The organism is Moraxella sp. CTOTU46711, assembly GCF_031975715.1.
In the GTDB taxonomy this organism is placed as follows: domain Bacteria; phylum Pseudomonadota; class Gammaproteobacteria; order Pseudomonadales; family Moraxellaceae; genus Faucicola.
Window position 1 is genome coordinate 167,252 of record NZ_DALYMP010000001.1, and the last position, 25,293, is coordinate 192,544.

The following is a 25,293-nucleotide window of genomic DNA, read 5'->3' on the forward strand; positions in this document are numbered from 1 at the left end:
CGTATGGAGAATTGCCATGAGTAAATCGCTTGCCAACAATGCAACCGCAACGACGGCTCGGCAATGGCAAATCCTCTCACAGCTGGATCGCAAACGTTGGCTCGGTACCACCCATATCAAAGAACAGCTTGATTTGATGGGTTTTGATATCAGTTTGCGAACCATTCAGCGAGATTTAAACGCCTTGGCAACGCGTTTTCCGATTGAAAAAAACAACACCAATCCACAAGGTTGGCGCTGGCGAGAAGATGCGCCGATGCAAAGCTTGCCGCACATGAATTTGTCGCAAGCGGTAGCGTTTAGTATGATGCGTCATAATTTGACCCAGCTATTACCCCCGGCTATTTTGGATGAATTGATTCCGTGGTTTGACCTGGCGAATCGGCAACTTAAGGAAAGCAAAGTAGTAAACACTTGGCTCGATAGAGTCCGTATCCTGTCAGCCAATCAACCGCTCATCCCGCCATCGGTCAATCCAGCTGCCAAAGACGCCGTCTATGACGCATTGTTTCAAAATAAAAAACTCATCGCCTGTTATAAAGCGCGCGGGCGAGAGGAAGCGCAAAAATACACCTTAAATCCGCTAGCCATTGTGCAGCGTGGTGTGGTGATTTATTTGATTGCCTCACGAACTGACAGAGCGTCTGACGATGTGCGCCAATTTGCTTTGCACCGTTTTGAAAGTGCGGAAGTGAGCGCAAGCGACGCGCAAACCCCAAAAGATTTTAACTTAGACAATTACATCAACACAGGCGCGATGGGGTTTAATTACCCGTTGTTCCAAAAACTCATGCCTGACAGTGAAAAAAACAACCACGAGCCGCCCACGCAGCAAGTGCATTTATTGTTTCATCCGTTATCGGGGGCAAGTTTGCTTGAAAGCCCATTATCAACCGACCAGCAAAGCTGGGAAGATGACGAAGGATTGCATATCACAGCCACAGTGAACATGACGTCGCAGCTAGTATGGTGGCTACGTGGTTTTGGTAAAGGCCTGCGAAAAATCGAGCCTGAGATTTTATCAATCGCCGTCTTTGAAACCCAAACGCCCAACCAACAACCCACCGCCCAAACAATAAGCGAATAATTAACAAAAGCCCAAGTAAACTAACTACTTTGTCCGATTTTTCGAGAATCTTATGAAACATACTGATAATAACACCCTTGAATCCACTGCCACCGACACCAACTCACAGCAGCCTAGCAAGCCAAAAACCACGATTTTATACAGTGATTTGACAGATGATTCACCTATCACATCTGCCAAATCGCCCGATAATCTGACACCCAGCACTACCACAGAAACCTACCAGATTATTTCGACGCAGTTTGCCGACCCAACGCCATCGCAAACGGTTGAAATAATAGCGCCCGTCAACTCACCTAATTTGACCGATAAAAATACCAATGAGACGGTAGTGTCAGGCACCTTGCCGCTACACCATTCGCTACACAAAGCGCCAAAAATCAACTCAATGACTGATGACAAGATTTTGCAAAAAAGTCATCAGCTAGCAATCACCCGAGACGATAAACTTGAAGATGATAAAACGGCGACAGGTACAACCATCGAATATATGGATGTGGTACTCAAGCAGTGGTATTTTACCGTGCAATGGCAGCAAACGCAGATGCCAAAATCGGGGCTTTACAATAAATTTAAAAAACGTACGCAAGCCCTAGATATAGACTTATCCTGCTTGCTTTGTAACCGATATGGCGAGGTAATCGAAACTGTCTGGTTCAAAAATGTCCGTGATAAAGCGCAATCCGTACGCCATCAAGGCGATGAATTATTGGGCAAAAAACCATTAGGCGCTATCGATGACCGCCAAGAAGACCCTGACAACAATCAAAGCACCAAGGTCAATGATGTCAACCTCAATCAAGAAAGTATGGTGCTTTTTTTAAGTAAGCTTCCCCCACAAGTATTTCATGTGGTGATGATCGTGTCATCTTATCACGGCTATGCGCTTAGCAAAGCGAAACAAGCGTCTTGTCAGCTCAGTGATGATGAAGGCAATGTGATTAGTGAGTTAGCTTTTACCAAACTGCCGACTGATACTAAGGCATTATGGTTTGCCAGTCTGACCCGTTCTGCCGATAGCTGGCGCTATAACAACGAGCAGCAACCTTTAGACAACAACAAGATGGCGCTAATTGAAAAAGAAGTGAGTGAAAAATTGGTACGTACGGCCAGATGATTGGGCATGTAGCGTAAGCTTATTGTTTCTCATGGGTAAAATAACCAAGCAATTTTAAAGCCAAAAATTTATACATTTGACGACATTGCCATGGTGTCTGTCAGTGATTGGATATATTCGACACTGTGATACTGTGGTACACTATGACAAAAAAAGGGATTGTCTTAATCGATAGGGATACATCGCATCTGCATTATTTTTCTCCTAAATATAGGTATTCCTAGATACATTATTGACTCATTATGCGGTAACCGTATACTTTGCGTTTAAAATGGTCAATCACATTTTATCCCATAATTAGTAATGCTTACTGTGAAATTTCTCACGCTGCTAGATGCATCATCTAGTGTCTCAATTAACATTCATATAAAAGAGGTTCTCTATGGCTAGTGGAAAGTCAAATATTATCTATACCTTAACTGACGAAGCACCGCTACTGGCGACTTATTCACTACTTCCTATCATTGAAACATTTACCAAGCCTGCTGGCGTTGAAATCACTAAAACCGATATTTCCGTTGCCGCGCGTGTATTGGCAGAATTCTCTGACTATCTGACCCCAGAACAACAAGTGACCGACAATCTTGCTGAGCTTGGTCGGTTAACCCAAGACCCAGACACCAATATCATCAAATTGCCTAATATCAGTGCCTCAGTTGCTCAGCTGCAAGAATGTATTGAAGAGTTACAAGCCAAAGGCTATAAGATTCCCAATTACCCAGAAAACCCAACCACAGACGAAGAAAAAGCTCTCAAAGCCCGTTATGGTAAATGTTTAGGGTCTGCGGTAAACCCCGTATTACGTGAAGGTAACTCAGATCGCCGTGCCCCCGCTGCCGTAAAAAACTATGCCAAAAAACACCCGCATTCAATGGGTGAATGGAAACAATGGTCAAAAACCCACGTCTCTCACATGGAAGAAGGGGACTTCTACCATGGCGAAAAATCAATGACCCTTGATAAAGCGCGTAAAGTCAAAATGGAACTCATCACCCATAGTGGCAAAGCTTTGGTGCTAAAACCCGAAGTTGCATTACAAGACGGTGAAGTGATTGACTCAATGTTTATGAGCAAAAAAGCTTTAATCGAGTTTTATGAAAAAGAGCTAGAAGATTGCCGCGAAGGTAAAATCCTGTTCTCTCTACACGTCAAAGCCACGATGATGAAGGTATCACATCCTATCGTATTTGGTCACTGCGTGAGAGTGTATTACAAAGACGCATTCGAAAAATGGAATAAAACCTTTGACGAATTAGGTATTAATGTTAACAACGGTATGGCAGGACTATACGAAAAAATCGAAACCCTACCGACCACTATCCGTGAAGAAATCGTCCGTGACCTGCATGCCTGTCAAGAACATCGCCCCGCATTGGCGATGGTGGACTCAGCAAAGGGAATTGATAACTTCTATTCGCCAAATGATGTCATTGTAGACGCCTCAATGCCAGCGATGATTCGTAATGGTGGTAAAATGTGGGCAGCCGATGGCAAACCTTACGACTGTAAAGCAGTGATGCCAGAATCGACCTTTGCCCGTATTTACCAAGAAGTCATCAACTTCTGTAAATGGCATGGCAACTTTGACCCAGCGACCATGGGTACCGTACCAAACGTAGGTTTGATGGCGCAAAAAGCGGAAGAATACGGTTCTCATGACAAAACTTTTGAAATCCCAGAGGCAGGCGTTGCCAATATCACTGATATTGAAACAGGCGAAGTACTAATGTCGCAAAATGTTGAAGAAGGCGATATTTGGCGTATGTGTCAAGTCAAAGATGCGCCAATTCGTGACTGGGTAAAACTGGCAGTGACGCGTGCACGTAACTCAGGCATGCCAGCTATCTTCTGGCTTGACCCATACCGCCCACATGAAAATGAGCTCATCAAGAAAGTAAAAAAATACTTACAAGAGCATGATACCACAGGGCTAGATATCCAAATTATGTCTCAAGTTCGTGCGATGCGTTATACCCTTGAACGTGTGGCGCGTGGTTTGGACACCATCTCAGTCACAGGTAACATCTTGCGTGACTACTTAACTGACTTGTTCCCAATTTTAGAATTAGGCACGTCAGCCAAAATGCTATCAATTGTGCCATTGATGGAAGGCGGTGGTCTTTACGAAACAGGGGCGGGCGGTTCAGCCCCAAAACATGTCGAGCAGTTGGTTGAAGAAAACCACTTGCGCTGGGATTCACTCGGTGAGATGCTGGCGCTTGCGGTATCTTTAGAAGACTTGGGGATTAAAGAAAATAACCCACGGATAAAATTACTGGCAAAAACCCTAGACTTGGCAACGGGTAAATTGTTGGATAACGACAAATCACCATCACGCCGTACCGGTGAGCTCGACAACCGTGGCAGCCATTATTATCTAGCCAAATACTGGGCAGAAGAATTGGCGAACCAAGACCAAGATAGAGAGCTTAAAACCAAGTTTGCGCCACTTGCTCAAGCGTTGTCAGAAAATGAAGACAAAATCGTGGCTGAATTAAATGATGTTCAAGGTCAAGGTGCAGATATTGGCGGTTACTATCAACCAGACCAACAAAAACTAAGCCAAGTGATGCGCCCAAGTGCGACATTTAACCAAGCATTGGCTTCGTTTGATGCCTAATTCAATAGTATAAAAAAAGCCGAAGCTGAATGCTTCGGCTTTTTTAGTGTCTATAAATGGTTAAACATAGCTAAGCTAAGAATATAGCTGAGCTAAGAATATAGATGAACCAAAACCGTCAACATCATTGTTTGTTGTGCTTTTCTTCAACAAGCGCCAATGCAGATTTTAGCTGGTTAGTAATATCATTTTTATCATAATTACGAATATCATGAAAATTTAAATGCAGGTTAAACCCAGGCAAGCTAAAGTCCACCCAATCGGTTTGTTGCATGGATTCACTTTTGGGTTCGAGCAATTCCCAGACATTCATGGCATCTTGAAAGCCTTTAAATTTAAATTGCCCCACAGTTTGGCAATGATGGACATGACCAATTAAATTAAACGTACTTTCACTGATTAAAATTTGATTGTTTTGCGCGGCAGATTCAAGGCGAGAGGCAAAATTCGCTTCTTTTCCAACCACGGTATAGGTCATACGATTGCGGCTGCCAAAATTACCAACATAACAATACCCTGTATTGATACCCATACGTACATGCAGCCCTTCAAAACCGAGTAATCGCCATTGGTGGCGCAGTACTTCCATTTCACGGCGCATCTCAATGGCCATACTGGCACAAGCAATCGCGTTATCACGGTCATTACCACCGATATCGCCAAAATAGCACAATAACCCATCTCCCAAAAACTTATCGAGGGTCGCCCCATATTTTTGGCTCACTTGGGTCATACGGTCAAGGTAAGTGTTTAAAATATTGGCTAAATGGTCGGGGCTAATATGATCCGACAAATCAGTAAAACCAACAATGTCCGAAAACAAAATAGTTAGCTTGCGCCGTTGATTAATGACTTCAACCTTGGTGTTATTTTTGACAATCGGTTGCCAAATCTGGGGGGGCAAAAAACGGGTTAATTTATTGGTGACATTGACCAAGGTATCAATCCGTGCTTGCTGCTGCGTAAGCATTTGATTTTTTTGGCGTAAGCGAATCACCAGAGAACAAATATGATAACCAACAATCAAGATATCGGTAAATACGATGACAAAATTTAAAATATCTTCTTGCTTGGCGGACAAACTAATGGCGGGTAATAAAAAGTGCGCGAATATCAGACTAAGTAGACCCACTGCTACGGTTAATAATACCAACGAAACAGTGTATTTGGTATTTGAAAAAATCAAGCGAATTAAAATCAACAACCATAACGCAAGACTTGGGATATAGTTAAACTGCAACATACCCGTTGCCAACACCATCAAGGTTAACACACTTGCCGAAGTAATGTAGTGATGGGGCCGGATAACACTCAAAGCAGTGACAATAACGCCCGCTACCAACAGCAAAATACTGAGCGTATGATAAATAGGCGGTACATCAAGAGAGGTTAAGGTAAGCAATAAAATAAAAAATGCCGCCAGTTCAATGAATTTCGGACTTTTTAGATTGGTCGAAAGACCTTGAATGGATTCACGCAATTTAGTTTGTCTACCTCGTGCCTCGTGGTAAAATTTTTTTTAGACGTTCATTTGCCAATCAAATGGCATATCACGATGACCCCGCAGTGCCATCATCAGTGTCTGCTGCATATGGCTGAGCACTTCAGGGGTATAAGGGATGGCTGGATTACCCCATACCGGATTGGGCCAAGCAATGTCATTTTGGTAGCGCACGATATGATGAAAATGCAATTGCGGCACTTGGTTGCCAAGCGCGGCGATGTTCATTTTGTCGGCTTGAAAAGTTTTGGCAAGCTGACTTGATAGCCAGCTGGATTCACGTAAAAACTGGGCTTGGTCACTGGCGGATAGTTCATATAATTCTTTGATACCGGGCACACGCGGAATTAAAATCAACCAAGGAAATTGACAGTCGTTCATCAAGCGGCAAGTAGATAACGGAAATTCGCCCACCAAAAAAGTATCTTTTGCTAGTTGTGGATGTAAATTAAACATAATAACTCAATGCATTTAAAAGTGTTTTTGGAATTTAAAACTGATAAAATCAAATAATTCGCGTATTTTAGCAGTTATACCTACAAGACGAAATACTTTATTCAGAATAAGCGCATTGCAATTTAAGATTTCTTAAAGCATAAAGCAAGGCCGTTATCATCTAGGCTAACTATTAGCCTAACTATTAGCCTAACTATGTCTGAGCGTTTTACAAATTTTGGGAAGCTTATGCAGTTGTTAAAGTCTCTTAATCAATGTCAGCGTCATGCTGATGCACCATCTTTATACCGCCGTTGTTTTATGATGGCATTGTTTGCTTTACTCATGGTTATCACCAGTGTCAAACCCACCGCTGCATGGGCGGCTGATAGCAGTAAATCAGCCAGTAGCGCCAGCGGCACGGCAACCCCACAAGACACCTTTGGGCGTGACACCCCGCGCGGCAGCGTGCAAGGCTTTATTCAAGCCTTGGCAAAAAGTGATTGGATGCTTGCTAGCCGTTATGTGGATTTAAGTTCTACCAAAGACCCCAGTGGCACGCTCGAATCTTTAAAATCGGCACTCGATAGCGGCGGACGTATCAACGAGCAGCTTCAAATTAGCAATGACCCTACCGGCAATCTCGATGACAAACTAGCGCCCAATCTCGATAAGGTAGGGGAGATCAATAATCCCGACGCTGACAAAAAGAGTATCGACATCTTAATGCAGCGTGTCAAACAATCTAACGGCACCAATATTTGGCTGATTTCACAACAAACCTTGCAAGAAGTTGCGTCGTTATCACTCGTTACCCAGCCGACATTGGTAGAAAAGTACATTCCCAAACAATGGATTGAGAAAGATATTAAAGGCTATAGTCTTGGACATATTGGGGCAGTGATTGCGCTTATGATAGCGACTTATCTCGCCTGTCTATTGATTAGTCAAATCTTGTATATGATTATCACGCGGATTTATCTAGCGACCCACCCAGATAAAGAAAAGCAATTTCCGATTGATGGGCGCGTGGTCGTACCTGCCGCAATGGTGCTGACGGCGCTGATTATCAAAGAAGCCATGATTTTGGTGGGCATTAATTTGGTTGTGCGCAATATGGCGTCTAACCTTGCCGATATTTTATCTTGGGTATCCATGGTATGGTTGATTTTACGTATTTTGGATTTGATTTTTAAACGTGCAGAAAACTATGCCAGCAATAACCATCATCCAGAGCGGCTATCTGTCCTAAATCTGCTGCGAAAAGTCGTAAAATTGATTTTGATTGCGATTGCGACCATTGTGATTTTGGGTAATCTAGGCTACGACTTAACCACAGGTATTGCCGCATTGGGGATTGGTGGTGTGGCGTTGGCGTTGGGTGCACAAAAAACGGTTGAAAACTTAGTCGGCAGTGTATCGGTAGTCGCTGACCAGCCTGTGAATGTGGGCGACTACTGCCGCTTTGGCACGCAAGAAGGTACGGTTGAAGACATCGGTATCCGATCCACCCGTCTGCGCACCACGGATCGCACGGTGGTAACGATTCCCAATGGTAACTTCTCATCGATGAGTATTGAAAATGTCTCGCAGCGCGATATGTTTCATTTTTCGCAAGTGTTCTACATCTCGCGTGATAGCGATATTGATAAATTACGCGAATTTATGGAGCAAACACAAATTTATATCACTAATCATCCGGACACCAACAGTGTGTGGAATCAAGTGCGTATCTCTGGCACTCAGCAAGACGCGTATCTGGTTGAAGTGCGATGCTATCTCAATGTAAAAGGCGCGATGGATTTTAATCAAAAACAAACCGATATGATTTTAAAAATCGCGGAGATGATGAAAGAAGTGGGACTCAAAAATGCGTTACCGACCAGCCGTGTGATGATGGGCAAACCGATTGATGTTACCTATTCAAATTTTGCTAATACTGTACCTGTAAAAGATAAAGTAGCGGGGTCAGAAAAACTGGCACAATCAGACAAGCCTGATACCAAGCCTTAGTGACTCATAGTTTTGGCATTGGCTTTTGAATTGGGCAGGGTGGTGGCAGGTGTGGCATCACCCAAGTCAACATAGATAGGAATCGGACTGTCGTATGTTTGCGGCAAAGAAGCACACGAGGTAAGGTTCATCAGTAAAATGGCATAAACAATCAACGGGTTTTTCAAGTTCAAACATCCTATGTAATAAAAATCCATGCAATGAAAATTTCTAGGCTTTTAATAATAAAAACCTAGATGTTACATTGAAATAATTTAAGAGTTAAAATCTATTTGTTATTACTAATATAGATTTTAAAAGGCTTTCCATTCTTAGACACGATTTTCTTACCACTTTTAGTAGTAAAGGAATGCCTTAAAACATATGTACCTTTTTCATCTTTATATAGCATCATTTTTCTTAAAATGAAAATAACGACTATCACTTCAAGTAATTTTGATGAACAAGGAATATTGATTGCGTGTAAAATATCAGGCTCAAAACTTAGAGAAGTTATTTTACTATCAATACCACTTGTGGAAGTCGATAGCCTTAACTTCCTGATAATAGATACTGCTAATATCTATTATCACCAATGGCATAATCAGTTTAACGGGTTATGCCATTTTTATTTGTTTTTACTAAACATAAATCACTGAATAAAAACTAGGGATAATCCATCAGTATTATCCCTAAATAATCTTTTATAAAGTACAAGCGCCGCCAGCACAGCCATTTTCTAGGTCGTCTTGGGCATCATTTGCGCCATCACGGGTGTTATGATAGTACAGCGTCTTAACGCCCAATTTATACGCCATCAACAAGTCTTGAATCATTACCTTCATCGGTACACGGCTATCTTCAAACTTGGTTGGGTCGTAGTTGGTATTGGCTGAGATACTTTGGTCAATGAATTTTTGCATAATCGCCACAAGACTCAAATAACCTTTATTATTTGGCATTTGCCATAATAGCTCGTATTGATCTTTGAGCTTATCAATCTCAGGTACCACTTGTTTTAAAATACCATCTTTTGATGCTTTGATAGATACCAAACCGCGTGGTGGCTCAATGCCATTAGTTGCGTTAGCAATCTGGCTAGAGGTTTCTGATGGCATCAAGGCAGTCAAGGTTGAGTTGCGAAGACCGTGGGTTTTGATATCGTGACGCAGTGCTTCCCAGTCGAGTTGTAGCGGCTCATTACAAATCGCATCAATATCTGCTTTATACGTATCAATCGGTAAAATACCTTGTGAATACGTGGTATCGCCAAATGCAGGACACGCGCCTTGCTCTTTAGCCAGTTTATTGGACGCCACCAACAGATAATACTGTAAGGCTTCAAAAGTGCGATGGGTTAAACCGAGCGCCGTAGGATCTGAATATTTAGTACCATTTTTGGCAAGATAATAGGCGTAGTTGATGACACCAATACCCAGCGTGCGGCGTTTCATAGAACCATTTTTAGCAGCGATGACAGGGTAGTCTTGGTAGTCAAGCAAGGCATCTAGCGCACGCACGATCAGTTCCGCTGGCTCTTTGATGTCTTCTAGTTGGTTGATTTCACCCAAGTTAATCCCTGATAACGTACAAAGGGCGATTTCACCGTTTTCATCATTGATGTTGTCAAGCGGTTGGGTCGGTAGCGCGATTTCCATACACAGGTTGGATTGGCGAATTGGCGCGACACTTGGGTCAAACGGACTGTGGGTGTTGCAATGGTCAACGTTTTGCACATAGATACGACCCGTGCTGGCACGCTCTTGCATCATCAGGCTAAACAACTCTTGCGCGGGCACACTGCGTTTGCGAATGGAGTCATCTTGCTCATATTGCTCATACAAACGCTCAAACTCGGCTTGATCGGCAAAGAAAGCATCGTACAAACCTGGCACATCCGATGGTGAAAACAGGGTTACGTTTTGATTTTTAATCAAACGTTGATAGATCGTTTTATTGATTTGCACGCCATAATCCATGTGGCGAACACGGTTGTCTTCTACACCGCGGTTGTTTTTGAGCACCAGCAGATTTTCCACTTCTAAATGCCAAATCGGGTAGAACAAGGTCGCTGCACCACCACGCACACCGCCTTGTGAGCAACATTTAACGGCAGTTTGAAATAGTTTGTAAAAAGGAATACAGCCAGTGTGCTGCGCTTCACCGCCACGAATTGGGCTACCTAATGCGCGAATACGACCCGCATTGACACCAATACCGGCACGCTGTGACACATAACGCACGATGGCACTGGTGGTGGCATTGATACTGTCTAAGCTATCATCACATTCAATGAGTACACATGAGCTAAACTGACGCGAGGGAGTACGCACGCCCGACATGATTGGCGTTGGCAGTGAGATTTTGAAAGTAGAGGTCGTGTCATAAAAGCGCTTGATATAATCTAATCGCGCGGCCTTGTCATATTGTTTGTCGTAACTGGCAAACAGGCACATACCGACGAGCATGTACAAAAATTGTGGGCTTTCAAAGACTTGTTTGGTGACGCGGTCTTGCACCAAATATTTGCCTTCCATTTGTTTGACGGCGGCATACGCAAAGCTCAAATCACGGTTGTGGTCAATATAGTCATTGAGTATATCAAATTCTTCTTTGCTAAAGTCTTGCAAAATATGCGCATCGTAACGACCTTCTTGGGTCAGTTTGGTGACATGGTCAAACAAATGCGGCGGCTCAAACTGACCAAATGCGATTTTGCGTAAATGAAAAATTGCCAATCGCGCTGCCAAGTACTGATAATCAGGCGTTGCTGCAGAAATCAAATCCGCGGCTGATTTAATGATGGTTTCATGGATGCTTTTGGTGGTGATTTTGTCATAAAACTGGATGTGTGAACTGATTTCTACTTGCGAAACAGACACATTATCGAGCCCTTCTGCTGCCCACTCGATGACTCGGTGAATCTTATCCAAATCAATTTTTTCCAAACGCCCGTCGCGTTTTTGCACGAGGATGTCTTCAGTACGAGTCATAATACGTTCCTTTTTTTTACCTGTTTATCAACGTCATATGTGTATGTATTAAAAAGGCGCTGAGTGAGAGGTGGTGAGATAAAAATGCCAAGTAAAACAGCTAACCGAAAGTATAGTAAGTGTGTGTGCCGCTTTTAAATACCGCTTTTGAGCCAAAGCTACATCACGTATGTAGCATCGCAAAGTCATTACCGTATTATTGCAAGGTTTTGCAAAAAACTACTATATCTAGGGGTTGTTTTATTATTTCGCACAATATAGCCTAAAAAAATTTGTAATTCTAGCTTGTATTTTTTTCAATTTTTTGCCTATTTTTTTGCAAAAATCCTAGACGCTTGATTTTATTAGCAGTTCATCAAGTCAAGCAAAAAGATAAAAAATTTGTAATTGTTAAAGTCAGATGGATTCATGAATGCGTAGTCATTGTCATAAAAATTTGAAAAATTTATGCTATAGTCAAACTTATAGTCAAATCATCAAAACGATTTTGTAATCGTGGTTTTTATGAAATTAATCAACAAGAACAATAGGACGGACAATGACAACTTTTAGTAATTTTACCTATGAGGAATTAAGTATCGGGCAAACTGCCAGCATGACCCGCCAAGTGACAGCAGATGATGTCAAAGCATTTGCGCTTGTTACCCATGACTACAACCCTGCGCATCTCGATAATGAGTATGCCGAGCAAAGCCAGTTTAAAGGCGTGATTGCGCATGGTATGTGGACAGCAGGTCTATTGTCAGCCTTGATTGGTACCAAATTTCCAGGCTTGGGGACAATTTATCTGAACCAAAGTTTGTCGTTCCGTCGTCCTGTGCATATCGATGATACCTTAACCGCGACCTTGACGGTGAAAAGTAAAGACGATAGCAAAAAATGGGTGGTGTTAGATTGCCAAGTGACCAATCAAGACGGTAAAGCGGTAGTGACAGGCGAAGCACAAGTAATTCCACCCACTGAAAAAACCAGCCGTGAAGCGGTCAAATTGGACGATTTTACCCTGCGTCAAACCTTCACAGAATAATCAGTCGGTACAAAATAGACAGCATCAAAGTGTTCCACTTATTGACGACAATTATTTGCTACAATAAAGCCAAGAGATTCTTTGGCTTTTTTTATAATTTTTTGATAGCAGATAAACCATGAAAACATTAACGCCTGAACAACAACAAATTTTAGCCAATGTCAAAATGCCGGACGATTGGAAGCATGCCTTGGCGACAGAGCTAACCAGCAGCAATATGGATAAGATTCGCCAGTTTTTGCGAGATCAATATCATGCACAAAAAGTGATTTATCCCTCGGGTAGTCAGATGTTCAATGCGTTTAATTTGACGCCATTGTCGCAGGTTAAAGTAGTGATTTTGGGTCAAGACCCGTACCATGGCGCGGGACAAGCGATGGGGTTATCTTTTTCTGTGCCCAAAGCCATTCCCAAACCCCCGAGTCTACAAAATATTTTACGAGAGCTTGCCGCCGATTTGGGTATCGCGCCGTCAAAACATGGCGATTTGACCCATTGGGCAACCCAAGGGGTGCTGCTGCTTAACAGTATGTTATCCGTAGAAGCAGGACAGGCCGGCAGTCATCAGCGTATTGGCTGGGAAACGTTCACTGATGCGGTGATTGAGGCTGTCAATCAGCAATGCGAGCACTGTGTCTTTATCCTATGGGGGAGTTACGCACAGAAAAAAGGCCGTTTTATTGATACCTCTAAGCATTTAATCATTACAGGCACGCATCCATCACCGCTTGGCGCCAATCGGGGTGGTTTTTTTGGCACGCGTCCTTTTTCCAAAGCCAATGATTATCTGATAGCGCACGGCAAAAGCCCAATAGATTGGCAGTTGCCACAGTAGTTTGGGTGGTATCATAAATGAATGCTAGTGAGCATAACTGTTGTGCAACAGGCTTTTGTGACAGCGATGACGCCTTTATGCAAGCGGCGCTTGATGTTGCAGCCGAGGGCGGAGAGAGGGGGGAAGTGCCAGTGGGTGCCGTGATTGTGCATCAAGGCACCATCATTGCCAAAGGCTACAATCAACCGATTTTAAGTCATGATGCCACGGCCCACGCTGAAATAGTGGCAATAAGGCGAGCATGTCAATATTTTGATAATTACCGTCTGCCAGCGGATTGTGAGCTGTTTGTCACGCTTGAGCCTTGCACCATGTGTCTAGGAGCGATTATTCACGCCAGAGTATCGCGCTTGGTGTTTGCAGCGACAGAGCCGAGAGCAGGGATGATTGTGAGTCAGCAAGATTTTAGCCAAGTGACGTTTTATAATCATTTTTTGACCGTAAAACAAGGCGTAATGGCAGAGCAAAGCCGCGCGTTGTTGCAGGATTTTTTTCGCCATCGTCGTGAGCAAAAAAAACAAATGCGCGAGCAGTTAAGGGCAAACCAATAACCAATGAGTCTCTCAAAACCATTCTTTAAAATAAAAACCATTGGATAAAAAAAGACAACCCATCGGCTGCCTTGTTTGACGCAAAAAACGGTTAGATTTTGAGACTTAAGTATTTTCGATGAGGTTATGACGCTTTTGGCATTAAACAATTACGCTGCATCAAAAAGCCTTGCCAGCCAAAAAAGCTAAAGTTACGGATATTGGCATGGTTTGTACCTTTTGGCTCTGCTTTAACACTGTCATAGTGCTCAGCAAACAGTTTTAGCGTATCTTGTTGGGTCAAATGGTTGAGTAGCGCAAAGCCGAATACTTTCGCACTGCCTTCATTTTCACCTGCCGCATTGTGCACTTCGCCATTGACAAAATCAGTTGGGCGGTAGTTATAGTAACTATCGATAATAGCCAGTACGGAAGCAAAATCTAGTGATTTGTTTTCTAATTTAGCTAATAGTTTTGATAGTTCTAGCTTATCAATAGCGCTCATAATTACTCCAAAAGTCAAAATAGCGACCGTCATTAACGATTAAAATAATCGTCCTCAAACGGATCAAAAGCTGGGTTAAAATTATTGTTGGTCTGACCAAAACCGCGGTTTTCCACACGGTTTTCTAGATGACGCATTTGCTGACCGCTGTTGCGCGGTTGAGAGGGTTTACTGCGCTCTTGGGGAAAGGCCTCATGATTGGCTGCCCCAAAACCACTGCGGTCTTGACCCATTCTATCCTGGGCTGCAAAATCGACTGGGTGATTATCATAACCCATGCGTTCATGCCCAGTTCGTTCATGCAAAATTCTTTGATAAATCTCTTCACGGTGTACGGCAATGTCTTTTGGCGCATTGACGCCCAGTCTGACTTGGTTACCTTTTACACCCAGTACGGTGACACTGACTTCATCACCTATCATTAACGTTTCGCCAACACGGCGAGTCAAAATTAACATGCGTCACACTCCTTATGTCGCAACAAGTACCATCAATGTCCTATGATGATTCAACGATAAATTAGCTAAATTCGTCAAATATATTATCATGTATCATTGCCCAATGATACGTTAAAGACAGACTGCAAGGGCATAATTTAAGCGAACTCATCATGCTTGGCGGCTATTTGCCAACAGTCAAAATAGGAATTGAGGGGTTAGTTGCGTTTGTGCCCAATAAACGAGATGCCATTATAAACGAAATGCTGAAGTAAAAAAAAGGTTAACACCCGCAAAACGCGGATATTAACCTTGTTTTTGTGGAGAATTACAAATTTCTTATAATCCAGCAACCTTGCTTTCACCGTCTTCACGGTCAAGACCAAAGGCGGTATGTAACGCTTTGACCGCTTTTTCCAGTTGTTCTTCTTGAATCAGTACCGAGATTTTGATTTCGCTGGTAGAAATCATTTGGATATTGATGTTGTTTTCCGCCAGCGTTTCAAACATTTTGCTTGCCACGCCTGCATGTGAACGCATACCCACACCCACCAGTGATACTTTAACCACTTTGTTATTGCTCACGATTTCTTTGCCGCCAATCTCCGCAAGATTGTCACCCAAAATCGCTAGGGTTTTATCAAAATCCCCACGGTTAACGGTAAAGGTAAAGTCGGTCAATCCGTTTTCTGCGATGTTTTGGATAATCATATCGATTTCGATATTGGCAGCACTGATTGGGCTTAAAATCGATGACGCAATACCAGGACGATCAGGCACTGCTAGGATAGATACTTTAGCTTCGTCACGGTTAAAGGCGATGCCCGAAATAATTGGTTGTTCCATGCTGTCTCCCTCATCGGTGGTAATTAATGTACCTACATTCTTTTTAAAATCATCATCGAATTTACCATCGGCGTTTTCATCAAAACTGGATAAAACACGCAGTGGCACTTGGTATTTTCCGGCAAATTCAACCGAGCGAATTTGCAACACTTTTGAGCCAAGGCTTGCCATTTCTAGCATTTCTTCAAAGGTAATTTTTGATAATTTTTTGGCTTTTGGTGTCACCCGTGGGTCAGTAGTATACACGCCGTCAACATCGGTATAGATTTGACATTCATCGGCAGATAGGGCAGCAGCCAGTGCAACCCCGGTGGTGTCTGAGCCGCCACGACCTAAGGTGTTGATATCACCTTTTTCATCTACCCCTTGGAAACCCGCCACCACAACGACCATGCCAGAATCGAGTGCGGCGCGAAGCTGACTATCATCGATGTGTTGAATACGGGCTTTGGTATGACTGTCATCGGTACGAATCGCCACTTGTCCACCCGTCATTGACTTGGCGCTCACACCGATTTCATTTAATGCCATGGCAAGTAAAGAAATTGATACTTGCTCACCGGTTGACACCATTTGGTCGTATTCACGAGCGTTTGGTTCTTTGCTGATTTGACGTGCCAAATCAATCAAGCGATTGGTCTCACCACTCATGGCAGAGACGACAACCACAACCTGATGACCATTGTCATGCCAACGTTTGACGCGCTGTGCCACATTTTTGATACGTTCGACACTACCCATCGACGTACCACCGTATTTTTGTACGATTAAAGCCATTGTCAATACACCCTATAATATCGCGCACATTGTTTGCCATCGCTATCCAAGACTTGCCATACCAAGTGCCTGATGGATTACTTAGCAGACTGTTTACAATGTCACGAAACGTAAATTAAACGGTACTTTATACCATATTTTCCAATTTTGGGGCAAGGCAAAATTGCCAAAAACCCCCAAATGACTGGCTGAAAATTGGATGGGTATTGTGAACAAAATGTTATCAGTTTAGGCAATCGGTTGTAGGGGTAAGGTTACAGCGCGTTGCACGGCAGGGCGGTCATGCAGGCTTTTTGCCCAGCGTTGTAGATGGGTGTAGTTTTGCACTTGTAAAAACTCGCCAGCGTTATACAATTTGCCCAGTGCCAACTGACCATACCATGCCCAAATCGCGATATCCGCGATACTATAGTCATTACCTACCATAAACGTGTGAGTCGCTAAATGTTGGTCGAGTAAATCTAATTGGCGTTTGGTTTCCATGGTAAAGCGATTGATGGCGTATTCAAACTTCTCTGGGGCATATGCATAAAAATGCCCAAAGCCGCCACCGACATACGGTGCAGCGCCCATTTGCCAAAACAACCATGACAAACATTCGGCACGTTTGGCGGTGTCTGCTGGGATAAACTGCCCAAATTTTTCGGCAAGGTATAGCAAGATAGCCCCTGATTCAAACAGTTTAATCGGTGGATTAACACTGTGATCCACCAGTGCAGGGATTTTAGAATTGGGATTGATATCAACAAAATCTGAGCCAAATTGGTCGCCATTCATGATGTCGATTTTGTAGGCGTCATACTGTGCGCCTTCAATACCGAGCTCTGCCAATTCTTCGAGTAACATATTGATTTTGATACCGTTTGGGGTGTTAAGGCTGTAGAGCTGCAAAGGGTTATTACCAATCGGTAAGTGTTGCTCGTGGGTCGCTCCTGCGGTGGGGCGGTTGGTACTGGCAAATTTGCCACCGTTTTGGCTATCGTTTGTCCAAATTTTGGGGGGCTGGTAATGATTGTCCATGATGTTTCCTTATTGATTATAAGTGTTTTAAAGCGCTAGGCGTGATTTAAAGCTATAAGAAGCGTAATTTAAAGCTTCGTTGGTTGATAAGATGCTAGATGTGATTATAGAGACGATTATACACAATGTGGTTTAGGCTTTATGATACCGAATGTTTGGCTAAAGTAAATGGCGCTTTGATTAAGCCTAATTAAACTCATGCTTTATATAGCCGCATAAATATAGCTGCATAAAAAAAATAATCCCATAAAAAAAGCCGAATAAGTCATTCGGCGTTTTTTTAGGGATAGTTTTAATTAGGCAAGTCGCTCAGCCAACCAATTTGGTAGTGCCTCTAATACGGCTGGCAATCCTGCCACATCAGTTGCGCCGCCTTGGGCAAAGTCGGGTTTACCGCCTCCTTTACCGCCAAGCTGCTCGCTTAAGTGTTTGATGATATCGCCCGCTTTGATTTTGCTCGTTAAGTCTTTGCCGACACTGGCAGTCAGGGCAATTTTATCGTCAGCCACACCAGCGAGCACCACGATGCCATCATGCAATTTTGATTTCATGTCATCGGCAATCGTGCGTAATGCTTTACCATCCATGCCTTGTAAGCTTGCAATCAGCACTTTTTGTCCATTGAGGTCTTGCACGTTGTTGATTAAGTCTTTAGCTTGGCTGCTGGCCAATTTTTGCTGCAAACGCTCAAGCTGTTTTTCAAGGTCGCGTGTTTTGTCGGTCATTTGATTGACACGGTCGGCGATTTCGTCGCGCTTCGCTTTGAGCTGACTGGCAAGTTGATTGAGCTGTTTTTCGCCTTGCTGCACATATTTGACTGCGCCCATGCCTGTCACCGCTTCGATACGGCGAATGCCTGCCGCGATACCTTGCTCACTAATAATTTTGAATAAGCCGATATCACCCGTGCGTTGTACATGCAGACCACCGCATAGCTCGATTGAAAAAGGCTTGCCGTCTTTATCTACTGTACCCATCGACAATACGCGAACCGTGTCTCCATATTTTTCACCAAACAGTGCCATCGCGCCTTTATCTTGCGCTTGCGTCATGCTAAGCATTTCTACAGTGGCAGGTTGGTTGGCAAGGATTTGTTGGTTGACGATGTTTTCAATGGTGATGATGTCTTGCTCAGTCAAGGCTTTGTCATACGAGAAATCAAAACGCAACACCTCGCTATTGACCAATGACCCTTTTTGGGTGACGCCTGTACCAAGATGCTCACGAAGGGCAGCGTGCAGTAGGTGAGTGGCGGAGTGGTTCTTGGCACTCATGGCGCGTACTTGGCTTGCCACGCGTGCTTCGCTTGACTGACCTTGACGGATACTACCCATTTTGACCACGCCATGATGGATGATGGCTTGACCAGATTTTTTGGTGTCTTGAACTTCAAATACGCCGGTTTCGGTTTGGATGTCACCCAATTCACCCGCTTGACCACCGCCTTCAGCATAAAAAGGCGTTGCCGCTAATACGATGACCCCTTCATCGCCTTCCTGCAATTGTTCAGCAGATTTGCCCTCAAGGTATAAGTGGGTGATAGTGCTGCTGTGTTCTGCTTTGTCATACCCCAAAAATTCAGTGGCACTGTCAACTTGAATTAATTGGTTATAATCAACGCCAAATTTACCTGCTTCACGGGCGCGGGCGCGTTGCTGCGCCATGCCTTGTTCAAAACCGACTTCATCAATGCTGATGTCGCGTTCGCGCACGATGTCGGCCGTCAAATCGGCAGGGAAACCATACGTGTCATACAGTTTAAACACTGTTGCACCCGATAAAGTATCGCCAGATTTTAAGCTATCTAATTCTTGGGATAGCAGTTTGAGACCTTGTGATAAGGTTTTGGCAAATTGCTCTTCTTCTTTTAAGATGGCTTGCTCAATGTTGGCTTGTTGTTCCCGAAGCTGTGGGTAGGCATCGCCCATGATTTGAGCCAGTGGCGCGACGAGCTTATAAAAGAAGTTGTCATTAGCGCCTAATTTGTTGCCATGACGAACCGCGCGGCGGATGATACGACGCAGCACATAACCACGACCTTCATTGCTTGGCAATACGCCATCTGCAATTAAGAAAGAGACGGAGCGGATATGGTCAGCAAGCACTTTGAGTGATGGCTCAGACTGTAAGTCGATATCGTTTGGCAAGCCGATTACTTGCGCCGCGTGCTGCATGAGATGGGTAAACATATCGATTTCATAGTTGCTATGCACGCCTTGCATGATGGCACTAATACGCTCTAAACCCATCCCGGTATCGACACTCGGCGCAGGCAGTTTTTCAAGAGTGCCGTCTTTTTGGCGGTTAAACTGCATAAAGACGTTGTTCCAAATCTCGACAAAACGGTCGCCGTCTTCTTCAGGCGTACCTGGCAGACCGCCCCAAATATGCTCGCCGTGGTCATAAAATACTTCGGTACAAGGACCACAAGGACCTGTGTCACCCATTGCCCAAAAGTTATCCGATTGGTATTCACCGCCTTTATTATCACCAATGCGGATGATACGTTCGGCAGGCAAGCCCACCACGTTATGCCAAATATCAAAGGCCTCATCATCGGTGTGATACACTGTCACATAAAGTTTATCTTTGGGTAATCCAAGCCACTCATCCGATGTCAAAAACTCCCAACAAAATGGGATGGCTTGTTGTTTAAAATAATCGCCAAACGAAAAGTTGCCGAGCATCTCAAAAAACGTATGGTGACGCGCGGTATAGCCGACATTGTCAAGGTCATTGTGTTTACCGCCTGCGCGCACACATTTTTGCGACGATACCGCACGTTTATAATCGCGTTTGTCTATCCCTAAGAACACATCTTTAAATTGGTTCATACCGGCATTGGTGAATAGCAGGGTAGGGTCATTGTGTGGGACTAGGCTCGATGATGCCACTGGGGTATGACCATTTTCGGCAAAATAATTGATAAAAGCTTGACGTATATCGGCTGAAGAAAACGGACGGCTCACAGCGGCTCCTTAAGAGTTTTCAAAATTAAATTTGGCATATATTATCAAAAAAATGTAAACATTGTATTTTAGCAGAACTTCTTTAGTGTTGATATTGTTTTGATATCTTGTAGGTTAAAAGGAGTAAAGTATAAGATTGTAGAAAGACCATTAATCCAATAATATATAGTATTTTTTTCTAAATACTCCAATGTTTAACTGCAACATCAGCCATCATTCTTTGACGTTTCTCTATCGAATCTTTATTCCAATTTTCTTCGTCAGAAATTATTTTTGTAAAATAAAAAGGTGAAGAGGCAAAAATAATTTTTTTAGACTTGAAATTTTCGTTGCCTATGGAACTATTGGCTGTGGAAGACAATAGAGCTATATTTCCTAGTCTATTTGTATAGGAGCGTTGTTCATCTGCATTAAAGATACTATCCCAATATTCATTGGTGTTTTGTGGTAAGACATGTTCTGAATTAACAGCTAGAACATCAGAGTTTACAATGACTTGACTATCTTGAGCATTGGCTTTTTCTAACTCTCTTAAATAATATCTGGCAATTCTTTGTTTAGATACACTAGCTATTGCAAAGCCATCCCTAAATGCTACATCGCTAGGTACGTTTTTAAAAGCTAACAATAATTCCTTCGTATTCTCTATAGATTTTTCAGTAATTTGCTTAGCTGTGTCAGAATAGAGTTTTTCCAAAGAACCACCACCTACACCTCCTACTATTTGGTATCTTACGGCTATTGATACCAATTTTTTAAAGCTTAAGGTAATTTGTTTATTTTCGAAATTATTTAGAATTGCAATTAAGAGAGGTCTAATTTGAGTCATTCCTAATAAATTTAAGGTTTCTATGGAAGTCTTAACGCTGATTTCAAACTTAGACCAAAATTCATGGTCAATATTTATTAATGCAGAATAAGCCTGAACATTCTCATATAATTCATTAGAGAACTTTAATGCAAGATTTTTGGTTGATATTTTTTTCTTCAAAAAATTAAATAGCTCTTTTTCACGTATCAAACCATATTTCGACATAGTAAAATGTCTTATGTAAGTAACTATTAATGGATCATCTGCACTACTTTCTAAAACTGCAACCATTGATAACCATCTATTTTTAGCTTCTTCTAATTTATCTCCTGATCTATGGAATAAATAGTTTTTTACTAAGTCAGATATTCAAGGTTTCAAAGATTACGAAAGCATTGCTATCGTCTGGTGCTGTTACTACAATAATTTTTAAATTTTCTTCAATATAATCGAGCCAAGAATGCAATAAATCTTCTGCATCTCTACTTTTATCACATAAATCACTTAAATATTGGTAACAAAATTCATAGCATTCAATTAATCGTTTGTGAGACATTCGTCTAATTTTTTTCTTATCCGAATAGTCATAGATATCATCAATCATTTGCTGATAAATATCATTATCTGTCTCATTAAGAATAATCTTTGATTCTTTTTCCTTTGTTCTTCTATCTGTTTTAGAAAGAAAATCTTGTTGAATTGATATAACTGCTTCATTATCTTCAAAACTTCTGAAAATATTTTTTATTGCAGAAATTATTAGACTCACCGTTGTGAGTCTTTGTTGACCATCAATAACTTCAAATCTACCATTGCTACTTGAAGTAAGAACTATTGAACCAAGGAAATACTCTTTTTCTTTGTTAGTTAAGGCATCTCTGATATCATTTAAAAGTGCATCAACATGATCTGTTTCCCAAGCATAGGATCGTTGATAAGCAGGAACTCTGAATTTCTTTGACTTGATAACCGAGCCAATTCCATCCAAATTGATATTTAATTGTTGGACTTGAGACATTTAGAGTTCCTGGTATTTATTAATTGAAAGATAGATATTATTTCTCTACTTGACTGACATCACGCACCGCGCCGGTATCCGCGCTAGTAGTCATCGCTGCATACGCCCGCAAGGCGGCTGAAACTTGGCGCTCACGATTGACAGGTTTCCAAGCTTGGTTGCCACGGCTCACCATCGCCTCTCGGCGTTTTTCCAGTTCGGCAAAATCAACCGCCAAATGAATCGAGCGATTAGGGATATCAATCTCGATGGTATCGCCTTCATTGACCAGACCGATGGTACCACCTTCAGCGGCTTCTGGGCTGACGTGACCGATGGATAAACCCGACGTACCCCCTGAAAAACGACCATCGGTGAGTAGCGCACAGGCTTTACCCAGACCTTTTGATTTTAGGTAAGAGGTCGGATACAACATCTCTTGCATACCAGGACCGCCTTTTGGACCTTCATAGCGAATCACCACGATGTCACCTGCGACAATTTGGTCTGCCAAAATCGCTGCGACGGCGTCATCTTGGCTCTCAAAAACACGGGCACGACCAGTAAATTTTAGGATGCTGTCATCCACGCCCGCTGTTTTGACGACACAGCCACGTTCAGCGATATTACCAAACAATACCGCCAAACCGCCGTCTTGTGAGTAGGCAAATTCTTTGCTGCGGATACAGCCAGATTCGCGGTTGACATCAAGATTGGACCACGCATTGTTTTGGCTAAAGGCTTGCGTGGTGCGTACCCCACCTGGGGCTGCAATATAACGCTCACGTGCCTCGGTATTATCAGGATTCATGATATCCCATTGGCTAAGCGCTGCTTTGAGTGAAGCACTATGAACGGTGGGAACATCGGTTTGTAGCAGGTTTGCGCGATCAAGCTCGGCTAAAATTGCCATCACACCCCCAGCGCGGTGCACGTCTTCCATATGATATTTTTGTGTCGCAGGGGCAACTTTCGATAGACAAGGCACACCGCGGCTTAGACGGTCAATATCCGCCATTTTAAAATCTACTTGGGCTTCATGGGCAGCGGCAAGCAAATGTAAAATCGTGTTGGTTGAGCCGCCCATGGCGATATCAAGGCTCATGGCGTTTTCAAATGCTGCTTTGGTCGCAATTGAGCGTGGCAATACGCTGGCGTCATCTTGCTCATAATAACGTTTGGCAAGTGCCACGATACGGCGACCTGCTTCTAAGAATAAATCTTTACGTTTGGCGTGAGTGGCAAGTAACGAGCCATTACCAGGCAGGGATAAGCCTAAGGCTTCGGTCAAACAGTTCATCGAGTTGGCTGTGAACATACCTGAGCATGAGCCACAAGTTGGGCAAGCAGAGCGCTCAGTTTGTGCCACATCTTCGTCACTAATCAAGTCATCTGCTGCATCAATCATGGCGTCGACTAAGTCAAGTTTGCGAATTTTTTCACCCAATTCATTCATCACGGTTTCATGGGTGGTATGTCCATCGCCCAACGTGGATGCCAATACTTTGCCCGCTTCCATTGGACCGCCCGACACAAAAATCGTTGGGATATTAAGGCGCATCGCTGCCATCAGCATACCAGGGGTGATTTTGTCGCAGTTGGAGATACAAACTAGCGCATCGGCGCAGTGAGCATTGACCATATACTCCACGCTATCAGCAATTAAATCACGGCTTGGCAAGCTATAGAGCATACCCAAGTGACCCATGGCAATACCATCATCCACCGCAATGGTGTTAAATTCTTTGGCAACACCACCTGCCGCTTCAATCTCGAGGGCAACCAACTGACCCAAGTCTTTTAGGTGTACGTGACCGGGTACAAACTGGGTAAACGAGTTGGCAATCGCGATAATCGGTTTGTTAAAGTCCTCATCTGTCATACCTGTTGCACGCCAAAGTGCGCGTGCACCCGCCATATTGCGGCCAGACGTGGAGGTTTTTGAGCGATATTGTGGCATGGTTGTTCCTTATTTCTAACAGTCAATACAAGTGATAAATTTAGCACTTAGTGTACTCTGTCTCGACCAAAAGGGCTAGTCATGGCTCATGATAGATAGTTATAATTGGTTTTAAAGAATGGCATATTAGCCACCCTTATCATGGCTATATCACGGCTATCATTCAACCGTATCTATCAACAGTATCTAATAAAAACTCATCAAAAGGATTTTATTTTGACCAATCCCACCTTAAGCATTACGGATGTCGTCCGACAAAGTCTGGCATTTCTAAGTAAAGATAGTTTAAGCAAACATGATTTGAGCAAACACGATTCAAGCAAAGATAAAAATGCCGCATCAACAAATCAACCATTCACCGGGCTGATTATTGGTAATGACACGCTGTCGGTTTTTACCCAAATTCAAGCCATTGATGAAGCTATTAATCAAGCCGTGAAGTGGGAAGCGTTTGATTATCAAGAGTTTATCGCGCATCGGTTTGCCAAGCGCTATGACTTGGCAGTGATAATATTATCAAGCGATAGCGCTATCGATACCCAAATCATTCAGCGCTGTCGCGACTTGTTTGCCAAGCATTGTTTGGTGGTGCAAAACTTATCCCAGCCGGCAACAGGTGTTGATGTGGTGAGCTTTGGTTTTAGCCGATTACATGAGCAGCCGATTGTGGAAAATGACCAAGATCACCATACAACAAGCTACCAAGTATGGCAATTTAATCTGTTTGACTATAAACATTTGCCAGATTGGTTTAATAGCAAGTTTTGGGCAAACCCTGAACTATGGAATAAATTTCGCTGGTAGCGGTTTTAGACATCACTGTTTTAGACAGTT

The 25,293-nt window shown here is 43.0% G+C and carries 19 protein-coding genes and 1 pseudogene; 8 read left to right on the plus strand and 12 right to left on the minus strand.

Annotated features, from left to right (window positions below; genetic code table 11):
* Positions 1-16 precede the first annotated feature (16 nt).
* The 3 genes from RTJ53_RS00795 (at position 17) to RTJ53_RS00805 (ending at position 4,824) form a co-directional block, all read left to right on the plus strand.
* Positions 17-1,087, plus strand: coding sequence for a helix-turn-helix transcriptional regulator (locus RTJ53_RS00795; RefSeq protein ID WP_312275421.1), 1,071 nt, complete (start codon positions 17-19; stop codon positions 1,085-1,087).
* A gap of 52 nt (positions 1,088-1,139) precedes the next feature.
* Positions 1,140-2,204, plus strand: a complete 1,065-nt coding sequence (locus RTJ53_RS00800; protein WP_312275422.1) for a TerD family protein — start codon at positions 1,140-1,142, stop codon at positions 2,202-2,204.
* A gap of 382 nt (positions 2,205-2,586) precedes the next feature.
* Positions 2,587-4,824 carry an NADP-dependent isocitrate dehydrogenase gene (locus tag RTJ53_RS00805; protein ID WP_312275423.1) on the plus strand — a complete coding sequence of 746 codons (2,238 nt, stop codon included), beginning with the start codon at positions 2,587-2,589 and terminating at the stop codon, positions 4,822-4,824.
* Between the two features lie 124 nt (positions 4,825-4,948).
* Here the strand turns inward: RTJ53_RS00805 and RTJ53_RS00810 are convergent, their stop codons facing one another.
* Together RTJ53_RS00810 and RTJ53_RS00815 are read right to left on the minus strand one after the other, a co-directional pair.
* Positions 4,949-6,304 (minus strand): adenylate/guanylate cyclase domain-containing protein, encoded by a 1,356-nt coding sequence (locus RTJ53_RS00810; RefSeq protein ID WP_312275424.1) that lies wholly within the window; start codon positions 6,302-6,304, stop codon positions 4,949-4,951.
* A gap of 39 nt (positions 6,305-6,343) precedes the next feature.
* Positions 6,344-6,781 (minus strand): HIT domain-containing protein, encoded by a 438-nt coding sequence (locus tag RTJ53_RS00815; RefSeq protein ID WP_036601311.1) that lies wholly within the window; start codon positions 6,779-6,781, stop codon positions 6,344-6,346.
* 228 nt (positions 6,782-7,009) lie between these two features.
* Between RTJ53_RS00815 and RTJ53_RS00820 the strand changes: the two genes are divergently transcribed.
* The gene (locus RTJ53_RS00820; RefSeq protein ID WP_312275425.1) at positions 7,010-8,773 is read left to right on the plus strand and encodes a mechanosensitive ion channel family protein; all 1,764 of its coding nucleotides are present in this window, start codon (positions 7,010-7,012) and stop codon (positions 8,771-8,773) included.
* Here RTJ53_RS00820 and RTJ53_RS00825 read toward each other — a convergent pair.
* Entirely contained in the window at positions 8,770-8,940 is a 171-nt protein-coding gene (locus tag RTJ53_RS00825) for a hypothetical protein (RefSeq protein WP_312275426.1), read from the minus strand. The genes RTJ53_RS00820 and RTJ53_RS00825 overlap by 4 nt on opposite strands.
* A 516-nt stretch (positions 8,941-9,456) precedes the next feature.
* On the minus strand, positions 9,457-11,745 hold the full coding sequence (nrdA, locus tag RTJ53_RS00830) for a class 1a ribonucleoside-diphosphate reductase subunit alpha (RefSeq protein ID WP_312275427.1): 2,289 nt from the start codon (positions 11,743-11,745) through the stop codon (positions 9,457-9,459).
* Positions 11,746-12,283: 538 nt separating this feature from the next.
* Between nrdA and RTJ53_RS00835 the strand changes: the two genes are divergently transcribed.
* The 3 genes from RTJ53_RS00835 to tadA all read left to right on the plus strand — a co-directional run bounded on the left by RTJ53_RS00835 (position 12,284) and on the right by tadA (position 14,158).
* Positions 12,284-12,772: a MaoC/PaaZ C-terminal domain-containing protein gene (locus RTJ53_RS00835; protein WP_312275428.1), complete on the plus strand. Its 489-nt coding sequence runs from the start codon at positions 12,284-12,286 to the stop codon at positions 12,770-12,772.
* A 118-nt stretch (positions 12,773-12,890) separates the two neighbouring features.
* Complete coding sequence (ung, locus tag RTJ53_RS00840) at positions 12,891-13,607, plus strand: uracil-DNA glycosylase (RefSeq protein ID WP_312275429.1); 717 nt, start codon at positions 12,891-12,893, stop codon at positions 13,605-13,607.
* Positions 13,608-13,624: 17 nt separating this feature from the next.
* Positions 13,625-14,158, plus strand: coding sequence for a tRNA adenosine(34) deaminase TadA (gene tadA / locus RTJ53_RS00845; protein ID WP_312275430.1), 534 nt, complete (start codon positions 13,625-13,627; stop codon positions 14,156-14,158).
* Positions 14,159-14,282: 124 nt separating this feature from the next.
* Here tadA and RTJ53_RS00850 read toward each other — a convergent pair whose 3' ends face one another.
* From RTJ53_RS00850 to ilvD, 8 genes and pseudogenes are all read right to left on the minus strand, one after another.
* Positions 14,283-14,642 carry a HopJ type III effector protein gene (locus RTJ53_RS00850; protein WP_312275431.1) on the minus strand — a complete coding sequence of 120 codons (360 nt, stop codon included), beginning with the start codon at positions 14,640-14,642 and terminating at the stop codon, positions 14,283-14,285.
* A 275-nt stretch (positions 14,643-14,917) separates the two neighbouring features.
* Positions 14,918-15,100 (minus strand): annotated as a pseudogene (csrA, locus tag RTJ53_RS00855) (carbon storage regulator CsrA); the annotation flags it as partial.
* A 318-nt stretch (positions 15,101-15,418) separates the two neighbouring features.
* Positions 15,419-16,702: an aspartate kinase gene (locus RTJ53_RS00860; RefSeq protein WP_312275432.1), complete on the minus strand. Its 1,284-nt coding sequence runs from the start codon at positions 16,700-16,702 to the stop codon at positions 15,419-15,421.
* 228 nt (positions 16,703-16,930) lie between these two features.
* On the minus strand, positions 16,931-17,722 hold the full coding sequence (yghU, locus tag RTJ53_RS00865; protein ID WP_312275433.1) for a glutathione-dependent disulfide-bond oxidoreductase: 792 nt from the start codon (positions 17,720-17,722) through the stop codon (positions 16,931-16,933).
* 296 nt (positions 17,723-18,018) lie between these two features.
* Positions 18,019-20,691: an alanine--tRNA ligase gene (gene alaS, locus RTJ53_RS00870; RefSeq protein ID WP_312275434.1), complete on the minus strand. Its 2,673-nt coding sequence runs from the start codon at positions 20,689-20,691 to the stop codon at positions 18,019-18,021.
* Positions 20,692-20,869: 178 nt separating this feature from the next.
* Positions 20,870-21,793, minus strand: a complete 924-nt coding sequence (locus RTJ53_RS00875) for an HNH endonuclease family protein (RefSeq protein ID WP_312275435.1) — start codon at positions 21,791-21,793, stop codon at positions 20,870-20,872.
* 70 nt (positions 21,794-21,863) lie between these two features.
* The gene (locus RTJ53_RS00880) at positions 21,864-22,520 is read right to left on the minus strand and encodes a DUF262 domain-containing protein (protein ID WP_312275436.1); all 657 of its coding nucleotides are present in this window, start codon (positions 22,518-22,520) and stop codon (positions 21,864-21,866) included.
* Between the two features lie 37 nt (positions 22,521-22,557).
* Positions 22,558-24,459, minus strand: coding sequence for a dihydroxy-acid dehydratase (gene ilvD, locus RTJ53_RS00885; protein ID WP_312275437.1), 1,902 nt, complete (start codon positions 24,457-24,459; stop codon positions 22,558-22,560).
* A 216-nt stretch (positions 24,460-24,675) separates the two neighbouring features.
* Here ilvD and RTJ53_RS00890 point away from each other — a divergent pair, with 216 nt between their 5' ends.
* Positions 24,676-25,263 (plus strand): DUF6231 family protein, encoded by a 588-nt coding sequence (locus RTJ53_RS00890; protein WP_312275438.1) that lies wholly within the window; start codon positions 24,676-24,678, stop codon positions 25,261-25,263.
* Positions 25,264-25,293 lie beyond the last annotated feature (30 nt).

What these genes read in the sequence shown, in the direction of transcription:
- RTJ53_RS00795 (WP_312275421.1), top strand. Translation starts at nt 17, where the DNA reads ATGAGTAAATCGCTTGCCAACAATGCAACCGCAACGACGGCTCGGCAA.
- RTJ53_RS00800 (WP_312275422.1), top strand. Translation starts at nt 1,140, where the DNA reads ATGAAACATACTGATAATAACACCCTTGAATCCACTGCCACCGACACC.
- RTJ53_RS00805 (WP_312275423.1), top strand. Translation starts at nt 2,587, where the DNA reads ATGGCTAGTGGAAAGTCAAATATTATCTATACCTTAACTGACGAAGCA.
- RTJ53_RS00815 (WP_036601311.1), bottom strand. Translation starts at nt 6,781, where the DNA reads ATGTTTAATTTACATCCACAACTAGCAAAAGATACTTTTTTGGTGGGC.
- RTJ53_RS00820 (WP_312275425.1), top strand. Translation starts at nt 7,010, where the DNA reads ATGCAGTTGTTAAAGTCTCTTAATCAATGTCAGCGTCATGCTGATGCA.
- nrdA (WP_312275427.1), bottom strand. Translation starts at nt 11,745, where the DNA reads ATGACTCGTACTGAAGACATCCTCGTGCAAAAACGCGACGGGCGTTTG.
- RTJ53_RS00835 (WP_312275428.1), top strand. Translation starts at nt 12,284, where the DNA reads ATGACAACTTTTAGTAATTTTACCTATGAGGAATTAAGTATCGGGCAA.
- ung (WP_312275429.1), top strand. Translation starts at nt 12,891, where the DNA reads ATGAAAACATTAACGCCTGAACAACAACAAATTTTAGCCAATGTCAAA.
- tadA (WP_312275430.1), top strand. Translation starts at nt 13,625, where the DNA reads ATGAATGCTAGTGAGCATAACTGTTGTGCAACAGGCTTTTGTGACAGC.
- RTJ53_RS00850 (WP_312275431.1), bottom strand. Translation starts at nt 14,642, where the DNA reads ATGAGCGCTATTGATAAGCTAGAACTATCAAAACTATTAGCTAAATTA.
- RTJ53_RS00860 (WP_312275432.1), bottom strand. Translation starts at nt 16,702, where the DNA reads ATGGCTTTAATCGTACAAAAATACGGTGGTACGTCGATGGGTAGTGTC.
- yghU (WP_312275433.1), bottom strand. Translation starts at nt 17,722, where the DNA reads ATGGACAATCATTACCAGCCCCCCAAAATTTGGACAAACGATAGCCAA.
- RTJ53_RS00875 (WP_312275435.1), bottom strand. Translation starts at nt 21,793, where the DNA reads ATGGTTGCAGTTTTAGAAAGTAGTGCAGATGATCCATTAATAGTTACT.
- RTJ53_RS00880 (WP_312275436.1), bottom strand. Translation starts at nt 22,520, where the DNA reads ATGTCTCAAGTCCAACAATTAAATATCAATTTGGATGGAATTGGCTCG.
- ilvD (WP_312275437.1), bottom strand. Translation starts at nt 24,459, where the DNA reads ATGCCACAATATCGCTCAAAAACCTCCACGTCTGGCCGCAATATGGCG.